The organism is Stenotrophomonas sp. Br8 (genome assembly GCF_014763005.1).
Taxonomy (GTDB): Bacteria; Pseudomonadota; Gammaproteobacteria; order Xanthomonadales; family Xanthomonadaceae; genus Stenotrophomonas; species Stenotrophomonas lactitubi.
Window position 1 is genome coordinate 11,884 of record NZ_JACGTN010000004.1, and the last position, 24,642, is coordinate 36,525.

The 24,642-nt window shown below is 66.0% G+C and carries 14 protein-coding genes and 1 riboswitch; of the genes, 11 read left to right on the plus strand and 3 right to left on the minus strand.

Translation table 11 applies throughout. The annotated features are described in order from the left end of the window. The first annotated feature begins 56 nt into the window (after positions 1 to 56). From glyS to H3005_RS04005, 7 genes are all read left to right on the plus strand, one after another. Positions 57 to 2,132, plus strand: a complete 2,076-nt coding sequence (glyS, locus tag H3005_RS03975; protein ID WP_100554037.1) for a glycine--tRNA ligase subunit beta — start codon at positions 57 to 59, stop codon at positions 2,130 to 2,132. A 219-nt stretch (positions 2,133 to 2,351) separates the two neighbouring features. Next, on the plus strand, positions 2,352 to 4,148 hold the full coding sequence (locus H3005_RS03980) for an autotransporter assembly complex family protein (RefSeq protein WP_100554036.1): 1,797 nt from the start codon (positions 2,352 to 2,354) through the stop codon (positions 4,146 to 4,148). Continuing rightward, entirely contained in the window at positions 4,145 to 8,011 is a 3,867-nt protein-coding gene (locus H3005_RS03985; protein ID WP_191077605.1) for a translocation/assembly module TamB domain-containing protein, read from the plus strand. The genes H3005_RS03980 and H3005_RS03985 overlap by 4 nt, the downstream gene beginning before the upstream one ends. 179 nt (positions 8,012 to 8,190) lie before the next feature. Beyond that, positions 8,191 to 10,338, plus strand: coding sequence for a S46 family peptidase (locus tag H3005_RS03990; protein ID WP_100554034.1), 2,148 nt, complete (start codon positions 8,191 to 8,193; stop codon positions 10,336 to 10,338). Positions 10,339 to 10,463: 125 nt separating this feature from the next. After that, entirely contained in the window at positions 10,464 to 13,919 is a 3,456-nt protein-coding gene (locus H3005_RS03995; protein WP_100554033.1) for a PAS domain-containing hybrid sensor histidine kinase/response regulator, read from the plus strand. 140 nt (positions 13,920 to 14,059) lie between these two features. Beyond that, positions 14,060 to 14,149, plus strand: a riboswitch (yybP-ykoY riboswitch). Positions 14,150 to 14,237: 88 nt separating this feature from the next. After that, positions 14,238 to 14,813 (plus strand): manganese efflux pump MntP family protein, encoded by a 576-nt coding sequence (locus H3005_RS04000; RefSeq protein WP_100554032.1) that lies wholly within the window; start codon positions 14,238 to 14,240, stop codon positions 14,811 to 14,813. A gap of 147 nt (positions 14,814 to 14,960) precedes the next feature. Next, positions 14,961 to 15,416, plus strand: a complete 456-nt coding sequence (locus H3005_RS04005; protein WP_100554031.1) for a transposase — start codon at positions 14,961 to 14,963, stop codon at positions 15,414 to 15,416. Between the two features lie 103 nt (positions 15,417 to 15,519). Here the strand turns inward: H3005_RS04005 and H3005_RS04010 are convergent, their stop codons facing one another. Together H3005_RS04010 and acs are read right to left on the minus strand one after the other, a co-directional pair. Continuing rightward, a complete protein-coding gene (locus H3005_RS04010; RefSeq protein WP_006477308.1) occupies positions 15,520 to 16,185 on the minus strand; it encodes a response regulator transcription factor in 666 nt (221 codons plus the stop codon). Positions 16,186 to 16,306: 121 nt separating this feature from the next. Beyond that, positions 16,307 to 18,250, minus strand: a complete 1,944-nt coding sequence (gene acs, locus H3005_RS04015; protein ID WP_100554030.1) for an acetate--CoA ligase — start codon at positions 18,248 to 18,250, stop codon at positions 16,307 to 16,309. A gap of 245 nt (positions 18,251 to 18,495) precedes the next feature. Here acs and H3005_RS04020 point away from each other — a divergent pair, with 245 nt between their 5' ends. The 4 genes from H3005_RS04020 (at position 18,496) to xth (ending at position 24,275) form a co-directional block, all read left to right on the plus strand. After that, a complete protein-coding gene (locus H3005_RS04020; protein ID WP_100554029.1) occupies positions 18,496 to 19,917 on the plus strand; it encodes a DcaP family trimeric outer membrane transporter in 1,422 nt (473 codons plus the stop codon). 111 nt (positions 19,918 to 20,028) lie between these two features. Further along, complete coding sequence (locus H3005_RS04025) at positions 20,029 to 21,684, plus strand: MFS transporter (protein WP_100554028.1); 1,656 nt, start codon at positions 20,029 to 20,031, stop codon at positions 21,682 to 21,684. A gap of 270 nt (positions 21,685 to 21,954) precedes the next feature. Next, positions 21,955 to 23,361 carry a coniferyl aldehyde dehydrogenase gene (locus H3005_RS04030; RefSeq protein ID WP_100554027.1) on the plus strand — a complete coding sequence of 469 codons (1,407 nt, stop codon included), beginning with the start codon at positions 21,955 to 21,957 and terminating at the stop codon, positions 23,359 to 23,361. A gap of 146 nt (positions 23,362 to 23,507) precedes the next feature. After that, positions 23,508 to 24,275 (plus strand): exodeoxyribonuclease III, encoded by a 768-nt coding sequence (gene xth, locus H3005_RS04035; protein ID WP_100554026.1) that lies wholly within the window; start codon positions 23,508 to 23,510, stop codon positions 24,273 to 24,275. Between the two features lie 51 nt (positions 24,276 to 24,326). Here the strand turns inward: xth and H3005_RS04040 are convergent, their stop codons facing one another. Next, positions 24,327 to 24,578, minus strand: a complete 252-nt coding sequence (locus H3005_RS04040) for a GlsB/YeaQ/YmgE family stress response membrane protein (protein WP_025878785.1) — start codon at positions 24,576 to 24,578, stop codon at positions 24,327 to 24,329. Between the last annotated feature and the right edge of the window lie 64 nt (positions 24,579 to 24,642).

Sequence of the window (24,642 nt, forward strand, 5' to 3'; positions counted from 1 at the left end):
TACCCCAGGGGCGCCGGCCGCGTCGCGCGCTGCGCCCCCACCACAGGATCGAACCGATGAGCCAATTGTCTCCCCTGCTGATTGAACTGGGCACCGAAGAGTTGCCGGTCAAGGCGCTGCCGGGCCTGGCCCAGGCCTTCTTCGACGGTGTTGTCGATGGCCTGCGCAAGCGCGGCGTCGAACTGGAGCTGGGCGATGCACGCCCGCTGTCGACCCCGCGCCGCCTGGCCGTGCTGCTGCCGGGCGTTGGCCTGGAACAGCCGGAACAGCACAGCGAAGTGCTGGGCCCGTACCTGAACATCGCGCTGGACGCCGAAGGCCAGCCGACCAAGGCGCTGCAGGGTTTCGCGGCCAAGGCCGGGATCGACTGGACCGCGCTGGAGAAGACCAGCGACAACAAGGGTGAGCGCTTCGTGCACCGTGCGGTGACCCCGGGTGCGCGCACCGCTGCGCTGCTGCCGGAGATCCTGCGCGAGGCCATTGCCGGCATGCCCATTCCCAAGCCGATGCGCTGGGGCGACCACAGCTGGGGCTTCGCCCGCCCGGTGCACTGGCTGGTGCTGCTGCACGGCGGTGAGGTGGTGGAGGCCGAACTGTTCGGCCTGAAGGCCGACCGCATGAGCCGCGGCCACCGCTTCCTGCACGACAAGACCGTGTGGCTGACCCAGCCGCAGGACTATGTCGAATCGCTGCGCGCCGCCTTCGTGCTGGTCGATCCGGCCGAGCGTCGCCAGCGCATCGTTGCCGAGGTTGAAGCCGCTGCCGCCACCGCCGGTGGCAGCGCGCGGATCACCGAGGACAACCTGGAGCAGGTGGTGAACCTGGTCGAGTGGCCGTCGGCAGTGCTGTGCAGCTTCGAGCGCGCGTTCCTGGCGGTACCGCAGGAAGCGTTGATCGAGACGATGGAGATCAACCAGAAGTTCTTCCCGGTGCTGGATGACGGCGGCAAGCTGACCGAGAAGTTCATCGGCATCGCCAACATCGAGTCCAAGGACGTGGCCGAAGTGGCCAAGGGCTACGAGCGCGTGATCCGCCCGCGCTTCGCCGATGCCAAGTTCTTCTTCGACGAAGACCTGAAGCAGGGCCTGGAGGCGATGGGCGAGGGCCTGAAGACGGTGACCTACCAGGCCAAGCTGGGCAGCGTGGCCGACAAGGTCGCGCGCGTGGCGGCGCTGGCCGAGGTGATCGCCGCGCAGGTGGGGGCTGACCCGGTGCTGGCCAAGCGTGCCGCGCAGCTGGCCAAGAACGACCTGCAGTCGCGCATGGTCAACGAATTCCCGGAACTGCAGGGCATCGCCGGCCGCCACTACGCGGTGGTCGGTGGCGAGTCGCCGGAGGTGGCGCTGGCCATCGACGAAGCGTACCAGCCGCGCTTCGGTGGTGATGACATCGCGCTGTCGCCGCTGGGCAAGGTGCTGGCGATCGCCGAGCGTGTGGACACCCTGGCCGGCGGTTTCGCCGCGGGCCTGAAGCCGACCGGCAACAAGGACCCGTTCGCCCTGCGCCGCAACGCGCTGGGCCTGGCCCGCACGATCATCGAAAGCGGCTTCGAGCTGGACCTGCGCGCGCTGCTGGCCAGCGCCAATGCCGGGCTGGCCGCGCGCAACGTGCAGGCCGACGTGGCTGAGCTGTACGACTTCATCCTCGACCGCCTGAAGGGCTATTACAGCGACAAGGGCGTGCCGGCCAGCCACTTCAACGCGGTGGCCGAGCTGAAGCCGGCCTCGCTGTACGACTTCGACCGCCGTCTGGACGCGATCGGGATCTTCGCAGCGCTGCCGGAAGCCGAGGCGCTGGCAGCGGCCAACAAGCGCATCCGCAACATCCTGCGCAAGGCCGAAGGCGATATTCCGGGCCAGATCGATACTGCCCTGCTGCAGGAGGATGCCGAGCGCGCGCTGGCGGAAGCCGTGACTGCAGCCATCGACGATACCGGCGCCAGCCTGCACCAGAAGGACTACGTGGCCGTGCTGGCGCGCCTGGCCCGCCTGCGTCCGCAGGTCGATGCGTTCTTCGACGGGGTGATGGTCAATGCCGAGGATCCGGCATTGCGCGGCAACCGCCTGGCGCTGTTGACGATGCTGGGTGAACGCCTGGGCAAGGTCGCGGCGATCGAGCACCTGTCGAGCTGAGATGTGGTGCCAAGCAAGCTTGGCACCCACCGACGTGGCTGCCGGCCAGCGGCCGGCACTACCCGATGTTGTCCATCGGGGTCATCGCCGGCATCGCACACGATGCCGGCATTTCCGCATGCGCTCGCGATGATCGCCACAAAGGCGCGTATTTTGACCGCCACTTAACAACCGATCCCGAAACACGTGATGCATTTCGCATCGTCACCTTCGGTCGGTATGCTGTGCCGCATGCAGCCAACGAAATACGCCCTGCCGCTGATGGTCCTCTCGCTTTGCGCCACTTCCGTGGCCCATGCGCGCGGCACCATCGACAAGGTGGACATCAAGGGATTGGACAAGGGCGACGACGCCGCGATCATCGAGAACATCCAGGAATCGCTGTCGTTGTTCGACACGATCGGCAAGGAGCAGGGCGAGTCGCGCCTGGAATACCTGCTGTCGCAGGCCGAGCGGCAGACCCGCCAGGCACTGGAGCCGTTCGGGTACTACAACCCGGTGATCAAGGTCGAGGCGCCGCGGCAGGACGAGCACGTCACCGTGCTGATCCATGTCGACAAGGGCCCGCCGGTGCTGGTGCGCCGCGAGCATATCGACATCACCGGTCCGGCGATGTACGACCAGTACCTGCAGGACGACCTGACCGCATTCAAGCCCCGCAAGGGTCAGCGCTTCGAGCATACCCAGTACGAAGCCAGCAAGATCACCGTGACGCGGCGCCTGGCCGAGCGTGGCTACTTCGACGCCGACTACACCCAGCGCCAGGTACAAATCACCCGCGCGGACAACGCTGCCGACATCGACCTGACCTGGGACAGCGGCCGCCGCTACAACATGGGCCCGGTGACCTTCGAGCAGAACTACTTCGACGACAAGCTGTTCGACCCGCTGGTGTACTGGGACCAGGGCAGCTATTTCCACGAAGGCAAGCTGGACCGCCTGCGCGAGTCGCTGACCAAGCTCGATTACTTCAGCGTGATCGACATCCAGCCGCGCCCGGACCAGGCCGACGAAAACGGCGAGGTGCCGGTCGATGTGAAGCTGACGCGGGCCAAGCGCAGCATCTATTCCTACGGTCTTAGCTACGGCAGCGAAAGTGGCGCCGGTGTGCGCGGTGGCCTTGAACGGCGCTTCCTGAACAGCCGTGGCCACAAGATGAACACCCAGCTGGACTATGCGCAGAAACGCAAGAGCCTGATCACCAGCTACCGCATTCCGGCGTTCAACTGGCTTGATGGCTGGTACACCTTCGCCGCCAGTGCCTACGACGAGCAGACCGACTACATCGATCTGCGCAACTTCAAGCTGATCGCCAGCCGCAGCGGCGAGATCAACGAGAACTGGACCGCCATCGCCTCGATCAACGCGCTGCGCGAGCGCTGGCGCTATGCCTCGGGCACCGAATTCACCGATGCGGTCTACAACACGTCCACGCTGGTCTATCCGCAGATCGTGGCCGATTACGTGAAGGTGGACGACGAGCTGTTCCCGCGCAGCGGCATCAGCGGCACGGCGACGGTACGTGCCGGCGTCGAAGGCGTCGGTTCGGATACCAGCTTCGTGCAGGCCAATGCGGTGCTGCGCTGGTACATCCCGGTGGGACCGAGCAACCGCCTGATCCTGCGCGGCGAAGGCGGCACCACCTGGACCAGTGACCTGGTGGCGATGCCGCCCAGCCTGCGCTACTTCGCCGGTGGCGACCGCAGCATCCGCGGCTATGCCTACCGTGAGGTCGGCCCGCGTACGCCTAGACCCGACAAGTACGCGCTGGGTGCCAAGCACCTGGTGGTCGGTTCGGCCGAATACGAGCATTACTTCAATGGCGGCCCGTGGGGTGCGGCGGTATTTGTCGATACCGGCAGCGCCTTCGATACCAATATCGATCTGCATACCGGCGTCGGCTTCGGCGTGCGCTGGAAATCGCCGGTGGGCCCGGTGCGGGTGGATATCGCGCACGGCCTGAACAACCCGGATTCGCAGTTCCAGCTGTACCTCAACATCGGAGCGGACCTGTGAGCACGCCCGCACCGACTCCGTCGCCGAACACGCCGCCGCGGCGCGTGCGCTTCTACCGCCGTCGCCGTTTCTGGGCATGGTCCGGCGCGGGCGTGGTCGGCCTGGTGCTGGTTGCCCTGCTGGCCGTGTACTGGCTGCTGCAGACGGTGGCCGGCCGCGATGTGCTGCTGGCGCAGGTGGTGGCACGCCTGCCGGTGGGTGCCAGCTTCACCTGGGACAAGGTCGATGGCCCGGTGGCCGGGCCGCTGACCCTCTACAACGTCGACTTCCGCTACGACGACATCCATTTCCACGCCGAGCGCGCGCACCTGGAGCCGGACCTGCGTCCCCTGCTGGGCCGCAAGCTGCTGCTGGACAAGCTGGAACTGACCAACGCCACGCTCAACCTGGCCAAGAGCGACGAGCCGTTCAAGCTGCCGTCGTGGCCCGATTCGCTGCCGCAGATCGAAATGCCGCTGGCGATCCAGGCCGATGTGATCGCCATCGACAGTTTCCGCATCAGCCAGGCCAACGAGCCGGTGATCGACATCAGCCGCGTGCGTGGTGGCATCGAGATCGCCAACGGCGAGTTCCAGGCGCGCAAACTGGTCGTGGACAGCGACATGGGCAATTTCACTGCCCAGGGACGCTACATCCCGGCCAAGGATTACGACACCGACGTCACCGTTACTGCAGTGCTGCCGGCACCGCGCGGTCGGACTGCGGCCACGGTCGGCCTGGTCGCGCGCGGTGATCTGGCGCATATGGAAGTGGCGCTGGCCGGTCGCGCGCCGAAGCCGCTGCACGCGATGCTGGTGTTCGATGGCCGCACCGATCCGACCTGGAATGCGACCGTGCGCAGCGACGAGCTGGACCTTGCGCTGTTGTCGCCGGCGCTGGCCAGCTCGGCCATCGCGCCGCTGGCATTGGATTTCACGGCCTCCGGCAAGGGCGGCAATGCCAACCTGCATGGCCGGGTGAAGCAGGGTGAGCAGGAACTGGAGCTGGCGCCGTCGGTGGTGTCGCTGCAGGACCAGGTGCTGAAGGTCTCACCGCTGGTGGTCAAGGGCCTGGGCGGCGAAGCGCGCCTGGAAGGTACCGCTGATTTCAGCGAAGAAGACCAGCAGAAGCTGAATTTCTCGGTGATCGCGCAGAACCTGACCTGGGTGCCGGCGCCGGACCCGAACACTGCCGGTAGTTCGCCGGTGCCGGTGACGCTGAAGGAAGCGCGCTTCGGTCTGGCCGGTACGCTGAAGGCGTGGGCGGCGATCGGCCGTGCCGATGTCGAGCGCGAAAAGCAGAAGGCGCAGCTGCGCTTCGATGTGCGTGGCAACGATCAGGCCGCTGAGATCCGTGAACTGCAGGCGCAGACCCCGGGTGGTCAGCTGCAGGTGGAAGGCAAGGTGGCATGGGCACCGCAGCTGGACTGGGATGCCAAGGCCACGCTGAAGGATTTCGACCCGGGCTATTTCGCGCCGGGTTGGGATGGCCGTCTGTCCGGCAATCTCGCATCCAAGGGCCGTCAGCTGCCGCCGCCGGCCAATGCGCCGCCGGGCACCGCGGGCACGCTGGAGGCCACGGTGGACCTGCCCTCGCTGAAGGGCACCCTGCGCCAACGCAACGTAGATGCACAGGGCAAGTTCGCCCTGCAGGGTGAACAGGGCCAGGGTGAATTGAAACTGGCCGTCGGCAGCAGCCGGGTGACCGCCTCGGGCAAGGTCGGCGACCGCCTGGATATCGATGCGCGCTTCGAACCGCTGCAGCTGAGCGATCTGCTGCCCGGCGCCGACGGTGGCCTGCGTGGCCAGGTGCAGGTGAAAGGCCCGCGCGATGCGCCGGACATCACCGCCGATCTGGTCGGCAACAATCTCAACTGGGACGGTTACGGCGCTGAAAGCCTGAGCATCAAGGGCCGGCTGCCGTGGCGTGGCGACAGTGGCACGCTGGCGATTCAGGGCCAGCAGGTCAACGCCGGCATGCTGCTGGAGCGCTTGAACATCGATGCGCAGGGCAGTGTCTCCAACCTGCGCCTGGCCGCGCAGACCCGCAACGAGCTGGGCGCGATCGAACTGCAGGGCAGCGTGCGCCAGCAGGGCACGCAATGGCGTGGCGAGCTGGCATCGCTGCGCATCGCACCGGTGAAGGGCGATGCGTGGGCACTGCGTGCGCCTGCGGCATTCGCGATCAACGGCAGCAACTACACGCTGGGCGAAACCTGTCTGGGCGCTGCGACCGGGGGCGCCCTGTGCGCGCACGCCAACTGGCCGCGCGAAGGGCTGGTGGTGCGCGGCGATGCGTTGCCGCTGGCACTGGTGCAGCCGTGGTTGCCCCCGCAGTCCGGCCGGCGCATCTACCTGCGTGGCGAACTCAACCTGGACGCGCAGATCCGTCCGCGTGGCAACGCGTGGGAAGGGCACGTGGAAGTGCGCTCGGCCGAAGGCGGCGTCCGCCTGGGCGAGAACCGCAACACCAGCGTGGCCGATGCCAACCGTGGCGAGCTGGTGCGCTATGACCAGTTCTCGCTGAAGCTGGACATGACCCCGGCCAGCATCAAGGGCTACCTGGGCATGGGCTTCCAGGGCAACGGCTTCGTCGATGCCAAGATGCAGACCGGTTGGGAACCGAGTGCGCCGCTCAACGGCGAGCTCTACCTCAACATGTCGCGCCTGTACTGGCTGGAACTGTTCTCGCCGGACGTGGTGCGTCCGACCGGCCTGATCGAAGGCCACGTGAGCCTGCGCGGCACCCGCGGCCAGCCCTCGCTGGGCGGTGATGCGCAGCTGAGCAACTTCAAGGGCGAGTTCCCGGCGCTGGGCCTGACCTTCGACCAGGGCAAGGGCAGCTTCGTTGCTCAGCCTGATGGCTCGGCCAAGATCACCGCGCAGGCCAATTCGGGCAAGGGCACGCTGTATGTCGACGGCGGCCTGTCCTGGTTCGGCGATGCACAGCCGCTGCAGCTGAAGATCCACGGCGAGAATGTGCTGCTGTCCAATACCAGCGAACTGCGCATCGTCGCCAATCCCAACCTGGACTTCACCTTGGCCAAGGCCGCGATGGAGCTGCGCGGAACGGTGCACGTGCCCGAGGCCGACATCGATCTGGAGCGCCTGGACCGTGGCACCTCGGTGTCCGAAGACGTGGTGGTGCTGGACCCGGCCGATCCGGAAGAGTCGCGGACTTCGCCGCTGGACATGGAGCTGACCGTCAGCCTCGGCGACAAGGTGAAAATGACCGGCTTCGGCCTGAAGGGCGCGCTGACCGGCAAGATGCAGGTCTGGGCCAAGCCCGGCCGCGAGATGACCGCCAACGGCGGCCTGGAAGTCAGTGGCCGCTACAAGGCCTATGGCCAGGACCTGACCATCACCCGCGGCAACCTCAACTGGAACTACAACGCGGTGTCCGACCCGCGCATCAACATCCGCGCCGAGCGCCGGATCGGTGATGTCACCGCCGGCATTGACGTGACCGGGCGGGCGCAGCAGCCACGTGCCGATGTCTGGTCCGATCCGGCGATGTCGCAGTCCGAAGCACTGGGTTACCTGGTGCTGGGGCGCAGCCTGACCGGTGCCAGCAGCGACCAGACCCAGCAGGTGAACGCCGCATCGGCAGCGCTGTCGGCCGGCAGCGGCCTGCTGGCTTCGCAGCTGGGTGCCAAGCTGGGCCTGGACGATGCCGGCGTCAGCCAGTCGCGCGCGCTGGGCGGTTCGGTCATCGGCGTCGGCAAGTACATTTCGCCCAAGCTGTACGTGGGCTACGGCGTGTCGCTGGTCGGTGCCGGTTCGGTGATCACGCTGAAGTACCTGCTGCGCCGCGGCTTCGACGTTGAAGTGGAATCGAGCACGGTGGAAAACCGCGGTTCGCTGAACTGGCGGCGGGAAAAATAACCCGCCGCGGCATCCCTGTAGAGCCGAGCCATGCTCGGCTTCCGCGCGCAGCGCGGACTGACGGAAGAGCAGCCGAGCATGGGCTCGGCTCTACCTGTCAGGCCCCCAACCATCGGCCGTTGCCCCATCCGCCCCCAGCGGCTATGGTCCCGGGCTGTTCTGTCGTACCGGATTGCCTCATGTCGCCACGCAAAGCCCTCCCCACCGCCCTGGCCCTGGGCCTGACCCTCGCCGCCGGCGCCCACGCCGATGAAGGCATGTGGATGCCGACCCAGCTGCCGGAGCTGGCCAAGCCGCTGCAGGCGGCCGGTTTCAAGGGCAACCCGGCCGATCTGGCCAACGTGACGGCGCCGCCGCTGAGTGCGGTCGTGCGTGCCGGTGGTGGCACCGGCTCGTTCGTCTCGGCCGATGGCCTGCTGCTGACCAACCACCACGTGGCGATGGGCGTGATCCAGTACAACAGCTCGCCCGAGCACAACTTCATCAACGACGGCTTCATCGCCAAGGGCCGCGCCGATGAGCGCCCGGCCAATCCGGACTTCCGCGTGCTGGTCACCGTCGGCTTCGACAAGGTGACCGACCAGGTGCTGGCGCAGGCCCGGGGCAAGACCGGCCGCGCGTACTTCGACGCGGTGGATGCGGCCAGCAAGCAGATCGTGGCCGAGTGCGAGAAGGACGGCAGCGTGCGCTGCTCGGTGGCCAACATGTATTACGGCACCGACTTCTACCGCATCGCCCAGCTGGAACTGAGCGACGTGCGCCTGGTCTATGCGCCGCCGCGCGCGATCGGCAACTACGGCGATGAGATCGACAATTTCATGTGGCCGCGCCACACCGGCGACTTCACCCTGCTGCGCGCCTACGTGGGCAAGGACGGCAAGCCGGCCGCCTACAGCAAGGAAAACGTGCCCTACCAGGCCCCGGCGCACCTGCAGATGTCGGTGGAAGGCCCGAAGGAGGGTGACTACGCGATGCTGGCCGGTTACCCGGGCATCACCTACCGCCATCGCACCGCCGCCGAATTCGCGGGCCAGATCGATACCGTGCTGCCGCGCCGGGTGTCGGTGTTCCAGCAGATGATCGATACCATCGACGCAGCCAGTGCCAAGGACGCGCAGGCGCGTACCCGCTACGCCTCGCAGCTGCAGTCGCTGAAGAACAACCGCAAGCGTGCCGCCGGTGAGCTGGAAGGCCTGCTGCGAAGTGATGCCAAGGCGCAGCGTGCAACCGACGAGCAGGCAATGCTGGCCGCCACCGACCGCAAGTACCAGGGCGACATCAAGGCATTGCTGACCAACCTGTCGCAGGGTGCGGCGGTGGGCGAGCGCGACCTGCTGCTGGAGCAGATGGCTGGCCAGAGCCAGCTGCTGCGCTCGGCGCTGCTGCTGGAACGCCTGCGCATTGAATCGGCCAAGCCGGACGCGCAGCGCGAGACCGGCTACCAGCAGCGCGACCAGGCGATGATCGAGGGCGTGCTGAAGCAGGTGCAGCGTCGCTATGCACCCGAGGTCGAGAAGGCGCTGCTGTCCACCCTGTTGACCCGCTACCAGCAGCTGCCGGATGCGCAGCGCGTGGCCGAGTTCGATACGGCGTTCGGCCGTACCCCGGCACAGCTGGCGCAGGCACTGGACACGCTGTACGCCGGCACCCAGCTGGGTGATGAAGCGCAGCGTCTGTCCCGTTTCGCCGCTGCCCGCGAAGGCAAGGCGCTCGCCGCCGACCCGCTGATCGCCGTGGCCGGCCCGCTGGTGGCCGCGCAGCTGCGCATCGAGAACGAGAGCAAGACCCGCGAAGGCGAACAGCTGCGTCTGCGCCCGGCCTACATGCAGGCGCTGTTCGCCTGGCGTGCCAAGCAGGGCCGTGCGGTGTATCCGGATGCCAACCGCACGCTGCGCATCAGTTACGGCAAGGTCGAGGCGCTGCACCCGCGTGATGGCGTGACGTACTCGCCGGTGACCACCGTGGCCGGCATCGTCGAGAAGAACACCAACGCCTATCCGTTCGATGCACCCAAGCCGTTGCTGGCCGCGATTGCAAAGGGGGACTTCGGCAGCACCGCCGATCCCGCGCTGAAGACGCAGACGGTCAACTTCCTGACCAACCTGGACACCACCGGCGGCAACTCCGGCTCGCCGGTGCTCAACGCCAAGGGCGAACTGATCGGCCTGAACTTCGACAGCAACTGGGAGTCGGTCAGTGCCAGCTGGTGGTTCGACCCGCGCTACAAGCGCGCCGTGCACGTGGACATGCGCTACCTGCGCTGGCTGCTGGCCAAAGTCTACCCGGCACCCGAGCTGCTGAAGGAAATGGGCGTTCCAGCGGAATAAGGCCGGTACCCGGTAGGTGCCCACCGTTTCCTGGTGGGTGCCCACCCTTGCGGGCCACCGGCGTGACCTACCATCACGACCAACGGTCGTGATCTACTGGCCCCTGCTCTGACGGAAACACGCGCTTGGTCTCCAGCTGGATCCTGCTGCTGGTCTCGGTTGCCTACGCCGCGCTGCTGTTCGGCGTGGCGTGGTGGGGCGACCGTCGGCCGATGTACCCGGACCGGCCGTGGCTGCGACCGGTCGTCTACAGCCTGGCACTGGCCGTGTACTGCTCGTCGTGGACCTTCTACGGCGCAGTCGGTACCGCCGTGCGCAACGGCGTGGGCTACCTGCCGATCTACATCGGCCCGCTGCTGCTGCTGTTGTTCGGCTGGCGCATCATCGAGCGCCTGGCGCTGATCGCGCGCAGCCAGAACGTGGTCTCCATCGCCGACTTCATTTCCTCGCGCTTCGGCCGCTCGCGGCGGCTGGCGGCGCTGGTGGCGATCATCGCGCTGATCGGCATCATTCCCTACCTCGCCCTGCAGTACAAAGCGGTGGCGATGAGCCTGCAGGTACTGACCGGAAACACCGGGCCGACCGGGTTCTTCAGCGATCCAGCCCTGTATGTGGCGTTGCTGATGGCGCTGTTCGCCACCCTGTTCGGCACCCGCCAGGTCGATGCCACCGAACACCACCACGGCATGATGCTGGCGATCGCGCTGGAATCGGTGATCAAGCTGGTGGCGATGGTGGCGGTGGGCGTGTTCGCCTATGTCTGGCTCAGCGACCGCAACGAAGCGGTGGTGGAGTCGGTGCATACGCTGTTCACCGGCCTGCCACCGGTGGGTTTCCTCTCGCAGACCCTGCTAAGTTTCCTGGCCATCATCTGCCTGCCGCGCCAGTTCCACGTGGCGGTGGTCGAGTGCGGCGACGTGCGCGATGTGCGCCGCGCGCGCTGGATGTTCGGTGGCTACCTGGTGCTGATCTCGGCGATGGTGCTGCCGATCGCCACCGCCGGCGTCAGCCTGTTCGGTACCGGAAGCGGCGTAGCCGATGACTCGATGGTGCTGGCCCTGCCGCTGGCCGAGGGCCGCAACGCGTTGGCATTGATCGCCTATATCGGTGGCTTCTCCGCCGCCACCGGCATGGTCATCGTGTCTTCCATCGCGCTGGCGACGATGGTCAGCAACGACCTGGTGATGCCGGTGCTGCTGCGTCGCAGTGGCGATCACCAGGAAGCGGCGGATGTTGCCTCGCGCGTGCTGTGGATCCGCCGCCTGGCGATCCTGCTCCTGGCGCTGATGGCCTACAGCTACTACCGCAGCAGCAGCAACGACAGCACGCTGGCCTCCTATGGATTGATGGCCTTCGCCGCGGTAGCGCAGTTCGCGCCGGGCCTGATCGGTGGCCTGTACTGGCGCGGCGCCAGCCGTCGTGGCGTGGAGACCGGCATGCTGCTCGGCTTCGCCACCTGGCTGTACACCCTGCTGCTGCCGGCGATGACGATGGCCGGCTGGATGGATGCGGGCTGGGTGCAGCATGGTCCGTTCGGCATCGATTGGCTGCGGCCTCAGCAGCTGTTCGGCATGACCGGCTGGGACCCGCTGACCCATGGCACGTTCTGGTCGCTGCTGGTCAACGCGGCGACGATGATGCTGGTATCGGCGCGTTGGCGTCCGGGCGTGGATGAGCGCCTGCGTGCTGCACCCTTCCTCGATCCCTATGCCGAGCGGCCTTCAGTGGCGGGCGGGTGGCCGGGTCACGTGCACGTCGGCGATCTGCTGGCGCTGGCCTCGCGTGTGGTCGGTGAACGCCATGCGCGGCGCTCGTTCTTCGAACAGGCGCAGTCGCTGGGGCGCGAGCTGCAGTCCTCGGCACCGGCTGACCGGCCATGGGTGCAGTTCACCGAACGCCTGCTGGCCGCGTCGATCGGCGCGGCCTCCGCGCGCCTGCTGCTCACCAGCCTGCTGCGCGGTTCGGGCATGGACCTGGGCGAAGTGGTGGCGGTGCTGGACGAAGCGGGACAGGAACTGCGCTTCAATCGCGAGATCCTGTCGACCACCCTGGAAAACATCAGCGCCGGGGTCAGCGTGGTCGACCCGGACATGCGCCTGACCGCCTGGAACCGCCGCTACCAGGACATGTTCGGCTACCCCGACGGCATGCTCTACGTGGGTCGCCCGGTGGCCGATCTGATCCGCTACAACGCCGAGCGTGGTGAGCTGGGCGAGGGCGATATCGAACTGCAGATCAACCGCCGCATCGGCTACATGCGCGCCGGTTCGCCGCATGTGTTCGAGCGCACCCGCAGCGACGGCAAGGTGATCGAAATGCGTGGCCAGGCACTGCCTGGCGGCGGCTATGTCACCAGCTACAACGACATCACCGACTACAAGCACGCCGAACGCGCGCTGCTGGAAGCCAACGAAACGCTGGAGCAGCGCGTGGCCGAGCGCTCGCATGTTGCGGAAGTCGCGCAGCAGTCGAAGACCCGTTTCCTGGCCGCGATCAGCCATGACGTGCTGCAGCCGTTGAACGCTGCGCGGCTGTTCGCATCGGCGTTGCGCGACAGCGATCATGTCAGCGACGAGCAACGGCATCTGGCCGAACGCGTGGATGCGTCGCTGCGCGCGGCCGAGGAGCTGCTGGATGGCCTGCTGGACGTGTCGCGGCTGGATGCCGGCGGCCTGCATCCGGTGATCGGCGAATTCGATGTCAGTGCGCTGATGCGCGAGCTGGCCGCGCAGTACACACCGGTTGCGGCCGGACGTGGGCTGCGCCTGGATCTGTTCGCGCGTACCACCTGGGTGCGCAGCGACCGTCGCCTGCTGCGCCGTGTACTGCAGAACTTCCTTGCCAATGCGCTGCGCTACACGCGGCAGGGCCGCATCGTGCTGGCGGTGCGCCAGCGCGGCGATGAAGTGGAACTGCAGGTGTGGGATACCGGCCCCGGCATTCCCGAGCATCACATGCGGCAGATCTTCGACGAGTTCCATCGCTACCAGCAGCCGTTCGACTGGGGCGAGCAGGGCCTGGGACTGGGCCTGTCGATCTGCCAGCGCATCTCGCGCCTGCTCGATCATCGCTTGAACGCGCGCAGCCGGGTCGGCAGTGGTTCGATGTTCTCGATCATCCTGCCGCGGGTGGCGCCACTGCCGGGATATACCGATGCGGTCACCCTGGCGGCGACGGCACCGCCGGTCCGCAGCGATTCGCTGGCGGGCCTGCGCGTGCTGTGCGTGGACAACGACGAGGAGATCCTCGATGGCATGCGCGCGCTGCTGGGGCGTTGGCAGGTGCAGGTGATCACCGCATCGACGGTGGACCAGGCGCTGCAGAAGATCGCCGAGCGTCCGCAGGTGATGCTGGTGGACTACCACCTGCACGATCGCATGGATGGCCTGGATGCGCTGGTGGCATTGCGTGAGGCGGCGGGCTATCCGTTGCCCGGTGCGCTGCTTACCGCAGATGGCCGCGATGAACTGAAGCGGATGGCGCGCGAGCGAGGCTATCGCCTGTTGACCAAGCCGATCAAGCCGGCGTCGCTGCGCGCGTTCCTGGGCGCACTGCGGGATACCCGGAACGGCGATGCCTGATGGGCAACTGTAGAGCCGAGCCCATGCTCGGCTCCTGCGCGAAGCGCGGCTCATATATAGCCTTCGCTATAAAAACCAGCCCTGCCTGCGCGTTTCGCTGGAAATGCGCCACGCGCAGATCGCGGTGCTAAGCTTCGCGTCCCCTTGGGGAGTAGCCGGATTCCTACGCAGGAATCGTCCACGTCAACATACTCGGCCAGTGCGCCGTGGCGTGGACAACCATGATGGTTGGCGAGACCAGCGGCCCGCGCGCGCAACATCAGGTTGGGCGCGAGCGCAGGCCGTGCGTCCGTCCTTGCCCGACCTCAGCAGCCGCCAATGTCCCCCATTTCGATCCTCCTGATCGGCTTTGCCATGTCCACCGATGCCTTCGCCGCTGCGATCGGCAAGGGTGCAGCCATGCGCAAGCCGGTGTTCCGTGATGCGCTGCGCGCCGGCATCATCTTCGGCGTCATCGAGGCGATCACACCCATCATCGGTTGGCTGCTCGGCCGTGCCGCTCTGCAGTACGTGGAAGCGTTCGACCACTGGATCGCCTTCGGCCTGCTCGGCGCGCTGGGCATCCACATGATCTACAACGGCCTGCGTCCGGATAACGGCGAGGACGATGAAGATCCGGCGCAGCACCATGGCTTCTGGAAGCTGGCACTGACCGGTTTCGCCACCAGCATCGACGCGATGGCAGTCGGCATCGGCCTGGCCTTCATGGACGTGCATATCGGGGTGATGGCCGCAGTCATCGGCCTGTGCACGCTGACCATGGTCACCGCCGGCATCATGCTGGGCCGCGTGCTCGGCAGCATGGTCGGCAAGCGCGCCGAAATCATCGGTGGCGTGATCCTGGTGATCATCGGTGCGACGATCCTGTACGAACACCTGCACGGTGTCGCGTAAGCAGGGATACCTGTAGAGCCGAGCCCATGCTCGGCTGACGTATGAAGCTGCCGAGCATGGGCTCGGCTCTACATTGGGGCAATGGCTGACATGCAGCGCAGCATTTCGCTGATGTAGAGATCCTCTGCTGCGCCGTAGTCTTCCCGTATGGCCAGTCCCGCACTCCGTTATGGTCGCTGGTCGCATACTGGCAATGCCTATGCGCTTACCACGGTGACGCATGCGCGTCGCCCCTGGTTCAGTGGCAAGGCCAACGTTGAGCTGTTGATAGAGGCATTGCGCACCGTTGAGCGGACCGGTCGGACCTTATCCCTCGCCTGGGTGGTCATGCCGGATCATCTGCATTGGCTGTTCGAACTACGTACCGGCACGCTAGCCGGCTGCATGCAGATCCTGAAGTCCAGGAGTGGAAGGTCCGTCGGCAGGCGCGTTGATGCCAACGCGCCGATCTGGCAGCCGGGGTACTACGATCATGCACTGCGCAGTGATGAATGCCTGCGCACGCAGGCGACCTACATTGCGGCCAATCCGGTGCGCGCTGGACTGGCTACGTGCATTGGGGAGTACCCGTATGCCTGGAGTCGATGGCCCTTGCTGGGCTGATTCGGTACTCGGATGAAGAGCAGCCGAGCGTGGGCTCGGCTCTACAAATGCATCATGAAGTCTGTAGAGCCGAGCCCATGCTCGGCTCCAAAGTTCGTCACGATCAGTCTTCTTCCGGCGGCAGCACGATGGCGTCGTCGTCGATCGCCAGCTTGCCGGCCATCAGCACCGCCTGGGTGCGGTTGGTCACGCCCAGCTTGCGCAGGATCGCGGTGACGTGCGCCTTGATCGTTGCTTCGGAGACGTTGAGGTCGTAGGCGATCTGCTTGTTCAAGCGGCCCGCGCCGAGCATCTGCAGCACGCGGAACTGCTGCGGGGTCAGCTCGCGCAGACGCTGGCCGACTTCGCGTTCTTCGCTGCCGGTCGGCGGCACGTTGTGTGCTTCCGGCGGCGCCCAGGTCTCGCCATCGAGGATGGTGCCGAGCGCATGGCCGATCGTGTCCGAATCAGCGGACTTCGGAATGAAGCCCAGTGCGCCGTGGTCGAGTGCGCGACGCATCACCGTGGCTTCTTCGCGTGCGGAGACCACCACCACCGGCAGGTGCGGATGCAGCGAGCGCATGTGCACCAGCGCGTTGAAGCCCTGTGCGCCGGGCATGTTGAGATCCATCAGGACCAGGTCGGCGTCGTTGTGCTGGTCGGCCAGTGCATACAACGCTTCCACGCTGTCGGCCTCGAACAGTTGAACGCCCGGAATGACCCGCTGCACGGCACCCCGCAGGGCTTCGCGGAACAACGGATGGTCATCGGCAATCAGGAGGGTGGTCATGGGTCGAGCTTATCGATCAGGAAAAAGGGCGGTGTGATGGCTGGCACAGGACGGGTTGAACATGGCCGGGTCCCTCCTCCCGGCCACGTTCGTGGCGCGTCCTGTGCTCGCGCTCACGTCATCAACGGACCTTGCGTTCGTCCACCAGCGAAGCCACGACCGACGGATCGGCCAGGGTCGAGGTGTCGCCGAGCTGGTCCGGCGCGTTCTCGGCGATCTTGCGCAGGATGCGGCGCATGATCTTGCCCGAACGGGTCTTCGGCAGGCCCGGCGCCCACTGCAGATGATCTGGCGTAGCGATCGGGCCGATTTCCTTGCGCACCCAGGCGACCAGTTCCTTCTGCAGCTCGTCGCTCGGCGCCTCTTCCGCGACCAGGGTGACGTAGGCATAGATGCCCTGGCCCTTCACGTCGTGCGGGAAGCCGACCACGGCGGCCTCGGCCACCTTCGGATGCGAGACCAGCGCGCTTTCCACTTCGGCGGTGCCGATGCGGTGGCCGGATACGTTGATCACATCGTCCACGCGGCCGGTGATCCAGTAGTAGCCGTCTTCATCGCGGCGGCAGCCGTCACCGGTGAAGTAGCTGCCCGGGTAGGTGCGGAAGTAGGTATCGATGAAGCGCTGGTGGTCGCCATACACCGTACGCATCTGGCCCGGCCAGGAATCACGGATGATCAGGTTGCCTTCGGTCGGGCCGTCCTTGATCTCGCCATCGGCGTTGACCAGGGCCGGCTGCACGCCGAAGAACGGCAGGGTGGCCGAACCCGGTTTCAGATCCATCGCGCCGGCCAGCGGCGAGATCAGGATGCCGCCGGTTTCGGTCTGCCACCAGGTATCGACGATCGGGCAACGGCTGTCGCCGACCACCTCGTAATACCAGCGCCAGGCTTCCGGATTGATCGGTTCGCCGACGCTGCCAAGCAGGCGCAGCGACGCGCGCGAGGTCTTCTTCACCGGCTCCTCGCCCTCGCGCATCAACGCGCGGATGGCGGTGGGGGCGGTGTAGAAGATCGACACCTTGTGCTTGTCGATCACGTTCCAGAAGCGCGAGGTATCGGGGTAGTTCGGTACGCCCTCGAACATCAGCGAGGTCGCGCCATTGGCCAGCGGGCCGTACACGATGTAGCTGTGGCCGGTGACCCAGCCGACGTCGGCGGTGCACCAGTAGATGTCGTCCTCGCGCAGGTCGAACACCGCTTCATGGGTGTAGGCCGCGTACAGCAGGTAACCGGCGGTGGTATGCAGCACGCCCTTCGGCTTGCCGGTGGAACCGGAGGTGTAGAGGATGAACAGCGGATCCTCGGCGTTCATCGGTTCCGGTTCGCAGCTGGCCGGCTGGCTGTCGACCACGTCATGGAACCAGCGGTCGCGCGGGGCCTGCATGTCTACCGCGCCGCCGGTATGGCGCACCACCAGCACGGTTTCCACGGTATTGGTGCCGGGCAGCTTCAGCGCCGCATCGACGTTGGCCTTCAGCGGAATCTTCCGGCCACCACGCAGGCCTTCGTCGGCGGTGATGATCAGCTTGCTCTGGCAGTCGCTGACACGGTCGGCGATCGAGTTCGGTGCGAAGCCACCGAACACCACCGAGTGGATCGCGCCGATGCGCGCGCAGGCCAGCATGGCCACGGCAGCGTCGACGATCATCGGCAGGTAGATGGTGACCCGGTCGCCCTTCTTGACGCCCAGGTTGCGCAGCGCGTTGCCGAGACGGCAGGTGCGCTCGTACAGCTCGCGATAGGTCACGTGCTGGGCCGGCGCATCCGGGCTGTCCGGCTCGAACAGCAGGGCGGTCTTGTCGCCGCGTTTTTCCAGCTGGCGGTCCAGGCAGTTCACGCTGGCGTTGAGCTCGCCATCTTCGAACCACTTGATGTGGAAGTCGGCCAGGTCGTAGCTGACGTTCTTGATTCTGGTCGGCTTGCGCGACCAGTCCAGCCGCTCGGCGGCCTTGCCCCAGAACGCATCCGGATCGGACACCGAGGCCTGGTACTGCTGTTCATAGGAGTTCTTGTCGATACGCGCCTTGGCGGCGAACTGCGGATCGACGGGGTAGAGATCAGCCATGGCACCCTCACTTGCACGTTGACTTTGTGTGTGCAGCCGCAGCATTGCCGCAGCCGTTCCCCCTCAGTTTGCCCCATCCACCCCCGGTCGCGTCACCACTTCGGTTAGACCTTGGTCGAAAGTCGGGCCCCTGCAGGCCCGGGTTCGACCAATGGCCAATAGCCGGTGCGTGCAAACGCCCCGCAGTCTCGGCTCGACCGTGCCCCACGCGCGGCATCACCTTGCCACTTGGGAGAGAGGGCAACATGAGCCACCGTACGTTGAAAGCCGTGCGCACACCTTTGGCGGCCTGCCTGTTGGTCGCCCTGGTCGCACCGGGCATGGCGTTCGCCGAGACCGCCAAAGAGAAGGCACTGGAGTCACGCGTCGCCGAACTGGAGCGGCAGGTGCAGGCGCTGCTGGCGTCGCAACAGCAGCAACAGACCCAGATCGTGCAGACCCAGCAGGCGGTCACCGACGTCCGCACGCTGCAGGCCGAACAGAAGCCGGCGGTGCCTGCCGGCAAGCAGCCGATCCAGGTCACCACCATTACCCCCGGCGCCGCGCCGGGTACCACGGTCAAGATCGGCGGCTTCATCAAGGCCGATTTCCTGGCCACCCAGACCAGCGATGGCCAGCTGGCCGACGATGCCACCGGCCGCGCGCTGTACCTGCCCGGGCAGACACCGGTGGAAGGTGCCGGCGGCAGCGGCAAGCGCTCGGACGTGGACTACAACGCCCACGCCAAGTTCTCGCGCTTCAACCTGGGCATCGACAACGTCAGCGAGTCGGGCAACAAGGCCGGCGCGTTCTTCGAGATGGATTTCTTCGGCAATTCGCTGGGCAACCAGACTGCCACCAACACCTATGGCGTGACCCTGCGCCATGCGTACATGTACTGGAACAACTGGATGGCCGGCCAGACCTGGTCGAACTTCATGGATGCGGCATCGCTGCCGGAAGCGGTCGACTTCGTCGGTCCGACCGATGGCGTGATCTTCGTGCGCCAGGCCCAGCTGCGTTACACCAAGGGCGGCTTCAGCGTCGCGCTGGAGAATCCGGAAACCACCACCCTCACCGGTACGCGCAATCCGGTCACCGGCGCCTGGACCAATGCCAGCGCCAACTCCGATCGCGGCAGCCTGCCGGACCTGACCCTGCGTTATGGCTGGAAGGGTGACTGGGGCACCTTCGGTGTCGGCGGCGTGGTCCGCCAGCTGAAGGTCGACAACCAGGCCACCGGTGCCAAGGCTGACAAGGTGGCAGGTGGCCTGACCCTGGGCGGCAAGTGGGTGATGGGTGACAGCGATTCGCTGCACTACCAGTTCACCGGTGGCGAGGGTATCGCCCGCTACATCGGCCTGGGCATCACCGCCGATTCGGCCTATGACGTGGCACGCGACGAACTCAACCCGACCGGTGTGATCGCCGGCTACGTCGGTTGGCGCCATGCGTTCTCGCCGAAGCTGCGCACCAACCTGATCTACGCGCGCAGCGACTACGACAACGACAGCATCCTCGGCCCGCTGGTGACCAAGAGCGTGCAGAGCATCCGCGGCAACATCTTCTATTCGCCGATGCCCAAGGTCGATGTCGGTGCCGAGCTGATGTACGGCAAGCGCGAGATCGAGAACGGCAACAAGGGCGACATCACCCGTCTGCAGTTCACGACCAAGTACAGCTTCTGATCGAGTGCCGACCAACGGTCGGCACCTACCGAGATTGAGTGCCGACCATGGTCGGTATCTACCAAGACTGCGTGCCGACCAAGGTCGGCACCTACAGAGGGAAAGCGTCCCATGTCCACAACACCTGCACCGGCGAAAGCCCAACTTACCCAGGGACACAAGAAGGTCATCTTCGCGTCCAGCCTGGGCACCGTTTTCGAGTGGTACGACTTCTTCCTGTATGGCTCGCTTGCGGCGATCATCGCCAAGCAGTTCTTCAGTGGCGTCAATGAAACCACGGGCATGATCTTCGCCCTGCTGGCCTTTGCTGCCGGCTTCTTCGTGCGACCGTTCGGCGCGGCCTTCTTCGGCAGCCTCGGCGACCGCATCGGCCGCAAGTACACCTTCCTGGTCACCATCCTGATCATGGGCATCTCGACCTTCCTGGTCGGTGTGCTGCCCAACTACGCATCGATCGGCTTCGCCGCACCGGTGATCCTGATCGTGCTGCGTCTGGCCCAGGGCCTGGCGATGGGCGGTGAGTACGGTGGCGCTGCCACCTACGTGGCCGAACACGCACCGGCTGACAAACGTGGCCTGTACACCAGCTTCATCCAGTGCACCGCCACGCTGGGCCTGTTCATGTCGCTGCTGATCATCCTGGCCTGCCGCTACTTCCTCGGCAACGAGGCCTTCGAGGCGTGGGGCTGGCGCATTCCGTTCCTGGTCTCGATCGTGCTGCTGGGCATCTCGGTGTGGATCCGCCTGCAGCTCAGCGAATCTCCGCTGTTCCAGCAGATGAAGGCCGAAGGCAAGGGTTCCAAGACGCCGTTCCGTGACAGCCTGAAGGGCGGCAACCTGAAGCTGATGCTGCTGGTTCTGCTCGGTGCTGCTGCTGGTCAGGCGGTGGTCTGGTACGGCGGCCAGTTCTACGCGCTGTTCTTCCTCAGCAGCATGCTGAAGGTCGATGCCACCACCTCCTACCTGCTGATCGCAGCCGCGCTGGCACTGGGCGTGCCGTTCTTCATCTTCTTCGGCTGGCTGTCCGATCGTATCGGCCGCAAGAAGATCATCCTCGCCGGCTGCCTGCTGGCCGCCATCACCTACATCCCGATCTTCAAGGGCCTGACCCACTTCGCCAATCCGGCCATCGAAGAAGCCCGCAGCAGCTCGCCGGCGCTCGTGGTTGCCGATCCGAACACCTGCTCGTTCCAGTTCGATCCGGTTGGCCTGCGCAAGTTCACCAGCTCCTGTGACGTGGCTACCGCTGCGCTGACCAAGGCCGGCGTGCCGTATGACGTGCAGCCCGCCGCCGCCGGCTCGCTGGCGATGGTGAACGTTGGCAGCGCCAGCGTGACCTCGTATGAAGCGGCCGGCCTGAGCAAGGAAGACGGCAAGGCCAAGGCCGATGCGTTCGGCGCGGAGTTGAAGGGCGCACTGGTCACTGCGGGTTACCCGGCCAAGGCTGATGGCTCGCGCATCAACATCGCCGGCACGATCTTCATGCTGTGGCTGCTGGTGCTGTACGTGACCATGGTCTACGGCCCGATCGCCGCCTATCTGGTCGAACTGTTCCCGACCCGCATCCGCTACACCTCGATGTCGCTGCCGTACCACATCGGCAACGGCTGGTTCGGTGGCTTCCTGCCGGCGATCTCGTTCGCGCTGGTGGCCGGTACCGGCAACCTGTACTACGGCCTGTGGTATCCGATCATCATCGCGCTGATGTCGGTGGTGGTGGGTGGCCTGTTCCTGCGCGAGACGAAGAACGTGGATATCACCAAGTAGGAGTGATGTTCATTGGATGAAGGAGAGGCCGTGGTGCAGACCACGGCCTTTTCGTTTCCCTGTAGCGCCGAGCCATGCTCGGCGACCGCGCAACGCGCGGCACAAAACTCCGCAGACGCGAACAGACAGCGCTCAATGCCGTCATCGCGGTTGACAAGCATCCGAAGCCACACGCCCTCTCGCGCACGGGGTCAGATCCCTTTCGCACGCGAAAGGGATCTGATCCCATCGAGACCGCCGCCTCACGTGCGCACGCCGTATAGTCGCGGAATGAGCACCTCAGCCGCCGACCTCCCCGCCATCCTGCACACCCTGCGCAGCACTTGGCAGGCCCAGCGCCCTTCGCTCGACCAGCGCGACGCCGACCTGCGCCGCCTGCGCGAGGCGCTGCAGACGCGCATGGATGAAATGGCCACGGCCATCGCCGAGGACTTCGGCCACCGCGCCCACGTCGAATCAAAGCTGGCCGATGGCATGAGCGTGCTGTCGGCCATCGATCACCTGCGCCGCCACCTGCGACGCTGGTCGAAGCCGCGTCATGCGTCTGCTGGCTGGAAGCTGTGGCCAGCGCGCGCGCAGCTGCGGCCGACACCGCTGGGTGTGGTCGGGGTGATCTCACCGTGGAACTATCCGGTCACGCTGGCGTTGGTGCCGTTGGCCACTGCGATTGCCGCTGGCAACCATGTGCTGCTGAAGCCTTCCGAGCACACACCTCACACCAGCGCGTTCCTGGCCGATCTGTTGGCCAGCGTGTTCCCGCCCGATCGCGTGGCGGTGGTGCAGGGTGGGGCGGACGTGGCTGCGGCGGTGTCTTCGCTACCGCTGAACCACCTCGTGTTTACCGGTTCCACCGCGGTCGGTCGCAAGGTGATGGCGGCGGCGGCGGAACATCTGGTGCCGCTGACGCTGGAGCTGGGCGGGAAGTCGCCCGCCATCGTCTGCCGCGATTTTCCGTTGGATAGGGCCGCGGCGCGGCTGGCCACCGGCAAGTGGTTCAACGCTGGCCAGACCTGCATCGCGCCGGACTACGTGCTGATCGACAGCGTGCGGCAGCGCGAATTCGTGCAGGCGCTGCAGCAGCAGGTGCGCGAGCGTTACGGCGATTTCAGCGATGCGGGTGACTACACGCGGATCATCAACGAAGGCCAGTACCGGCGCCTGCAGGGCTATCTGGCGCAAGCCCGCGAACGTGGCGTGCCGGTGATTGCGTTGGCGCAGGTGGATGAGGCGCGCGCCGACCGCGAGCGCCTGCTGGTGCCAACGGTAGTGCTGGACCCGCCGGATGACCTGGACCTGATGCGCGAGGAGATCTTCGGCCCGATCCTGCCGGTGCGGGCGTATCCGGACCTGGATGCGGCGCTGGCCGACATCGTGGCCCGCGACCGGCCGCTGGCGTTGTATCCCTTCAGCCACGACCGCGCGACGGTGGAGCGTATCCTCGGCCAGGTGCTGGCGGGCGGGGTGACGGTGAATGACACGCTGCTGCACTTCGCCGCTGATGGTTTGCCGTTCGGGGGAGTTGGCGCCAGCGGCATGGGCGCGTATCACGGGCAGGCGGGGTTCGATGCCATGAGCAAACTGTTGCCGGTGTTGTGGCAGTCGCGCTGGGCGGCCAGTGACCGGCTGCGGCCGCCGTATTCGAAGATTGCCGGGTTGTTGAGGTTGCTGCTGCGGTGAAGCCATTCCGGTGACGCATTCCCGTAGAGCCGAGCCCACGCTCGGCTGCTCTTGGCTGGTCCAGGCAGAAGCAGCCGAGCGTGGGCTCGGCTCTACACGGGAAGCCGGGCCGACCCCCATCCCGGCCACCCGGGTAGAATGCCCGCATGAAGATCGCCTCGTGGAACGTCAATTCGCTCAATGTCCGCCTGCCGCACCTTGAGCAGTGGCTCAAGGACTTCGGCCCGGACATCGTCGGTATCCAGGAAACCAAGCTGGAGGACCACAAGTTCCCGGATTCGGTGCTGATCGCCGCCGGTTACCGCAGCGTATTCGCCGGGCAGAAGACCTATAACGGCGTGGCGCTGGTGTCGCGCGAGCCGGCGCAGGACGTGCAGATCGGCATTCCCGGCTTCGAGGACGAGCAGAAGCGGGTCATCGCCGGCACCTTCGGCGACCTGCGGGTGATCAACCTGTATGTGGTCAACGGCCAGGACATCGGCACCGACAAGTACGAGTACAAGCTGCGCTGGCTGGAGGCGGTGCACGCGTGGATCGCCGAAGAACTGCAACGGCATCCGAAGCTGATCGTGATGGGCGACTTCAACATCGCTCCCGATGCGCGCGATGTGCACGACCCGGAGGTGTGGAACGAGAATCACATCCTGACCTCCACCGCCGAGCGCGGTGCGCTGGCCAAGCTGCTGCAGCTGGGCCTTCACGACGGCTTCCGTCTGCACAACGACGAGGCCGGCACGTTCAGCTGGTGGGATTACCGGGCGGCCGGTTTCCGCCGCAACCTCGGCCTGCGCATCGACCTGAATCTGGTCTCCGATGCACTGAAGAGCAGTGTGGTGGCCTCGGGCATCGACCGCGAGCCGCGCACCTGGGAACGCCCCAGCGACCATGCACCGGCGTGGGTGCAGTTGGGTTGAACGAACGGGGCCCGGCGATTGCCGGGCCCCGTATTCAAGCGGTGTTCCGCGTCAGCGTATGCTCTTGCGGGTGAACAGGTTGACGATCGCCAGCAGGATCACCGCGCCGATCAGCGAGAACAGGAACGTGCGGAGGGTGATCGCTTCATTGATGCCGCCGCCGAACAGCCAGCCGGAAATCAGTGCGCCAACGATGCCCACCACGATGTTGAGGATGATGCCCTGCTGGCCATCGCGCTTCATGATGATGCTTGCCAGCCAGCCGACGATGCCGCCGACGATCAGCCAGATGATGATTCCCATGATCGACTCTCCGGTGGATAACCGAGCCCAGTTGACGCGCAACGCTGTGAACCCGTCGTGCAAT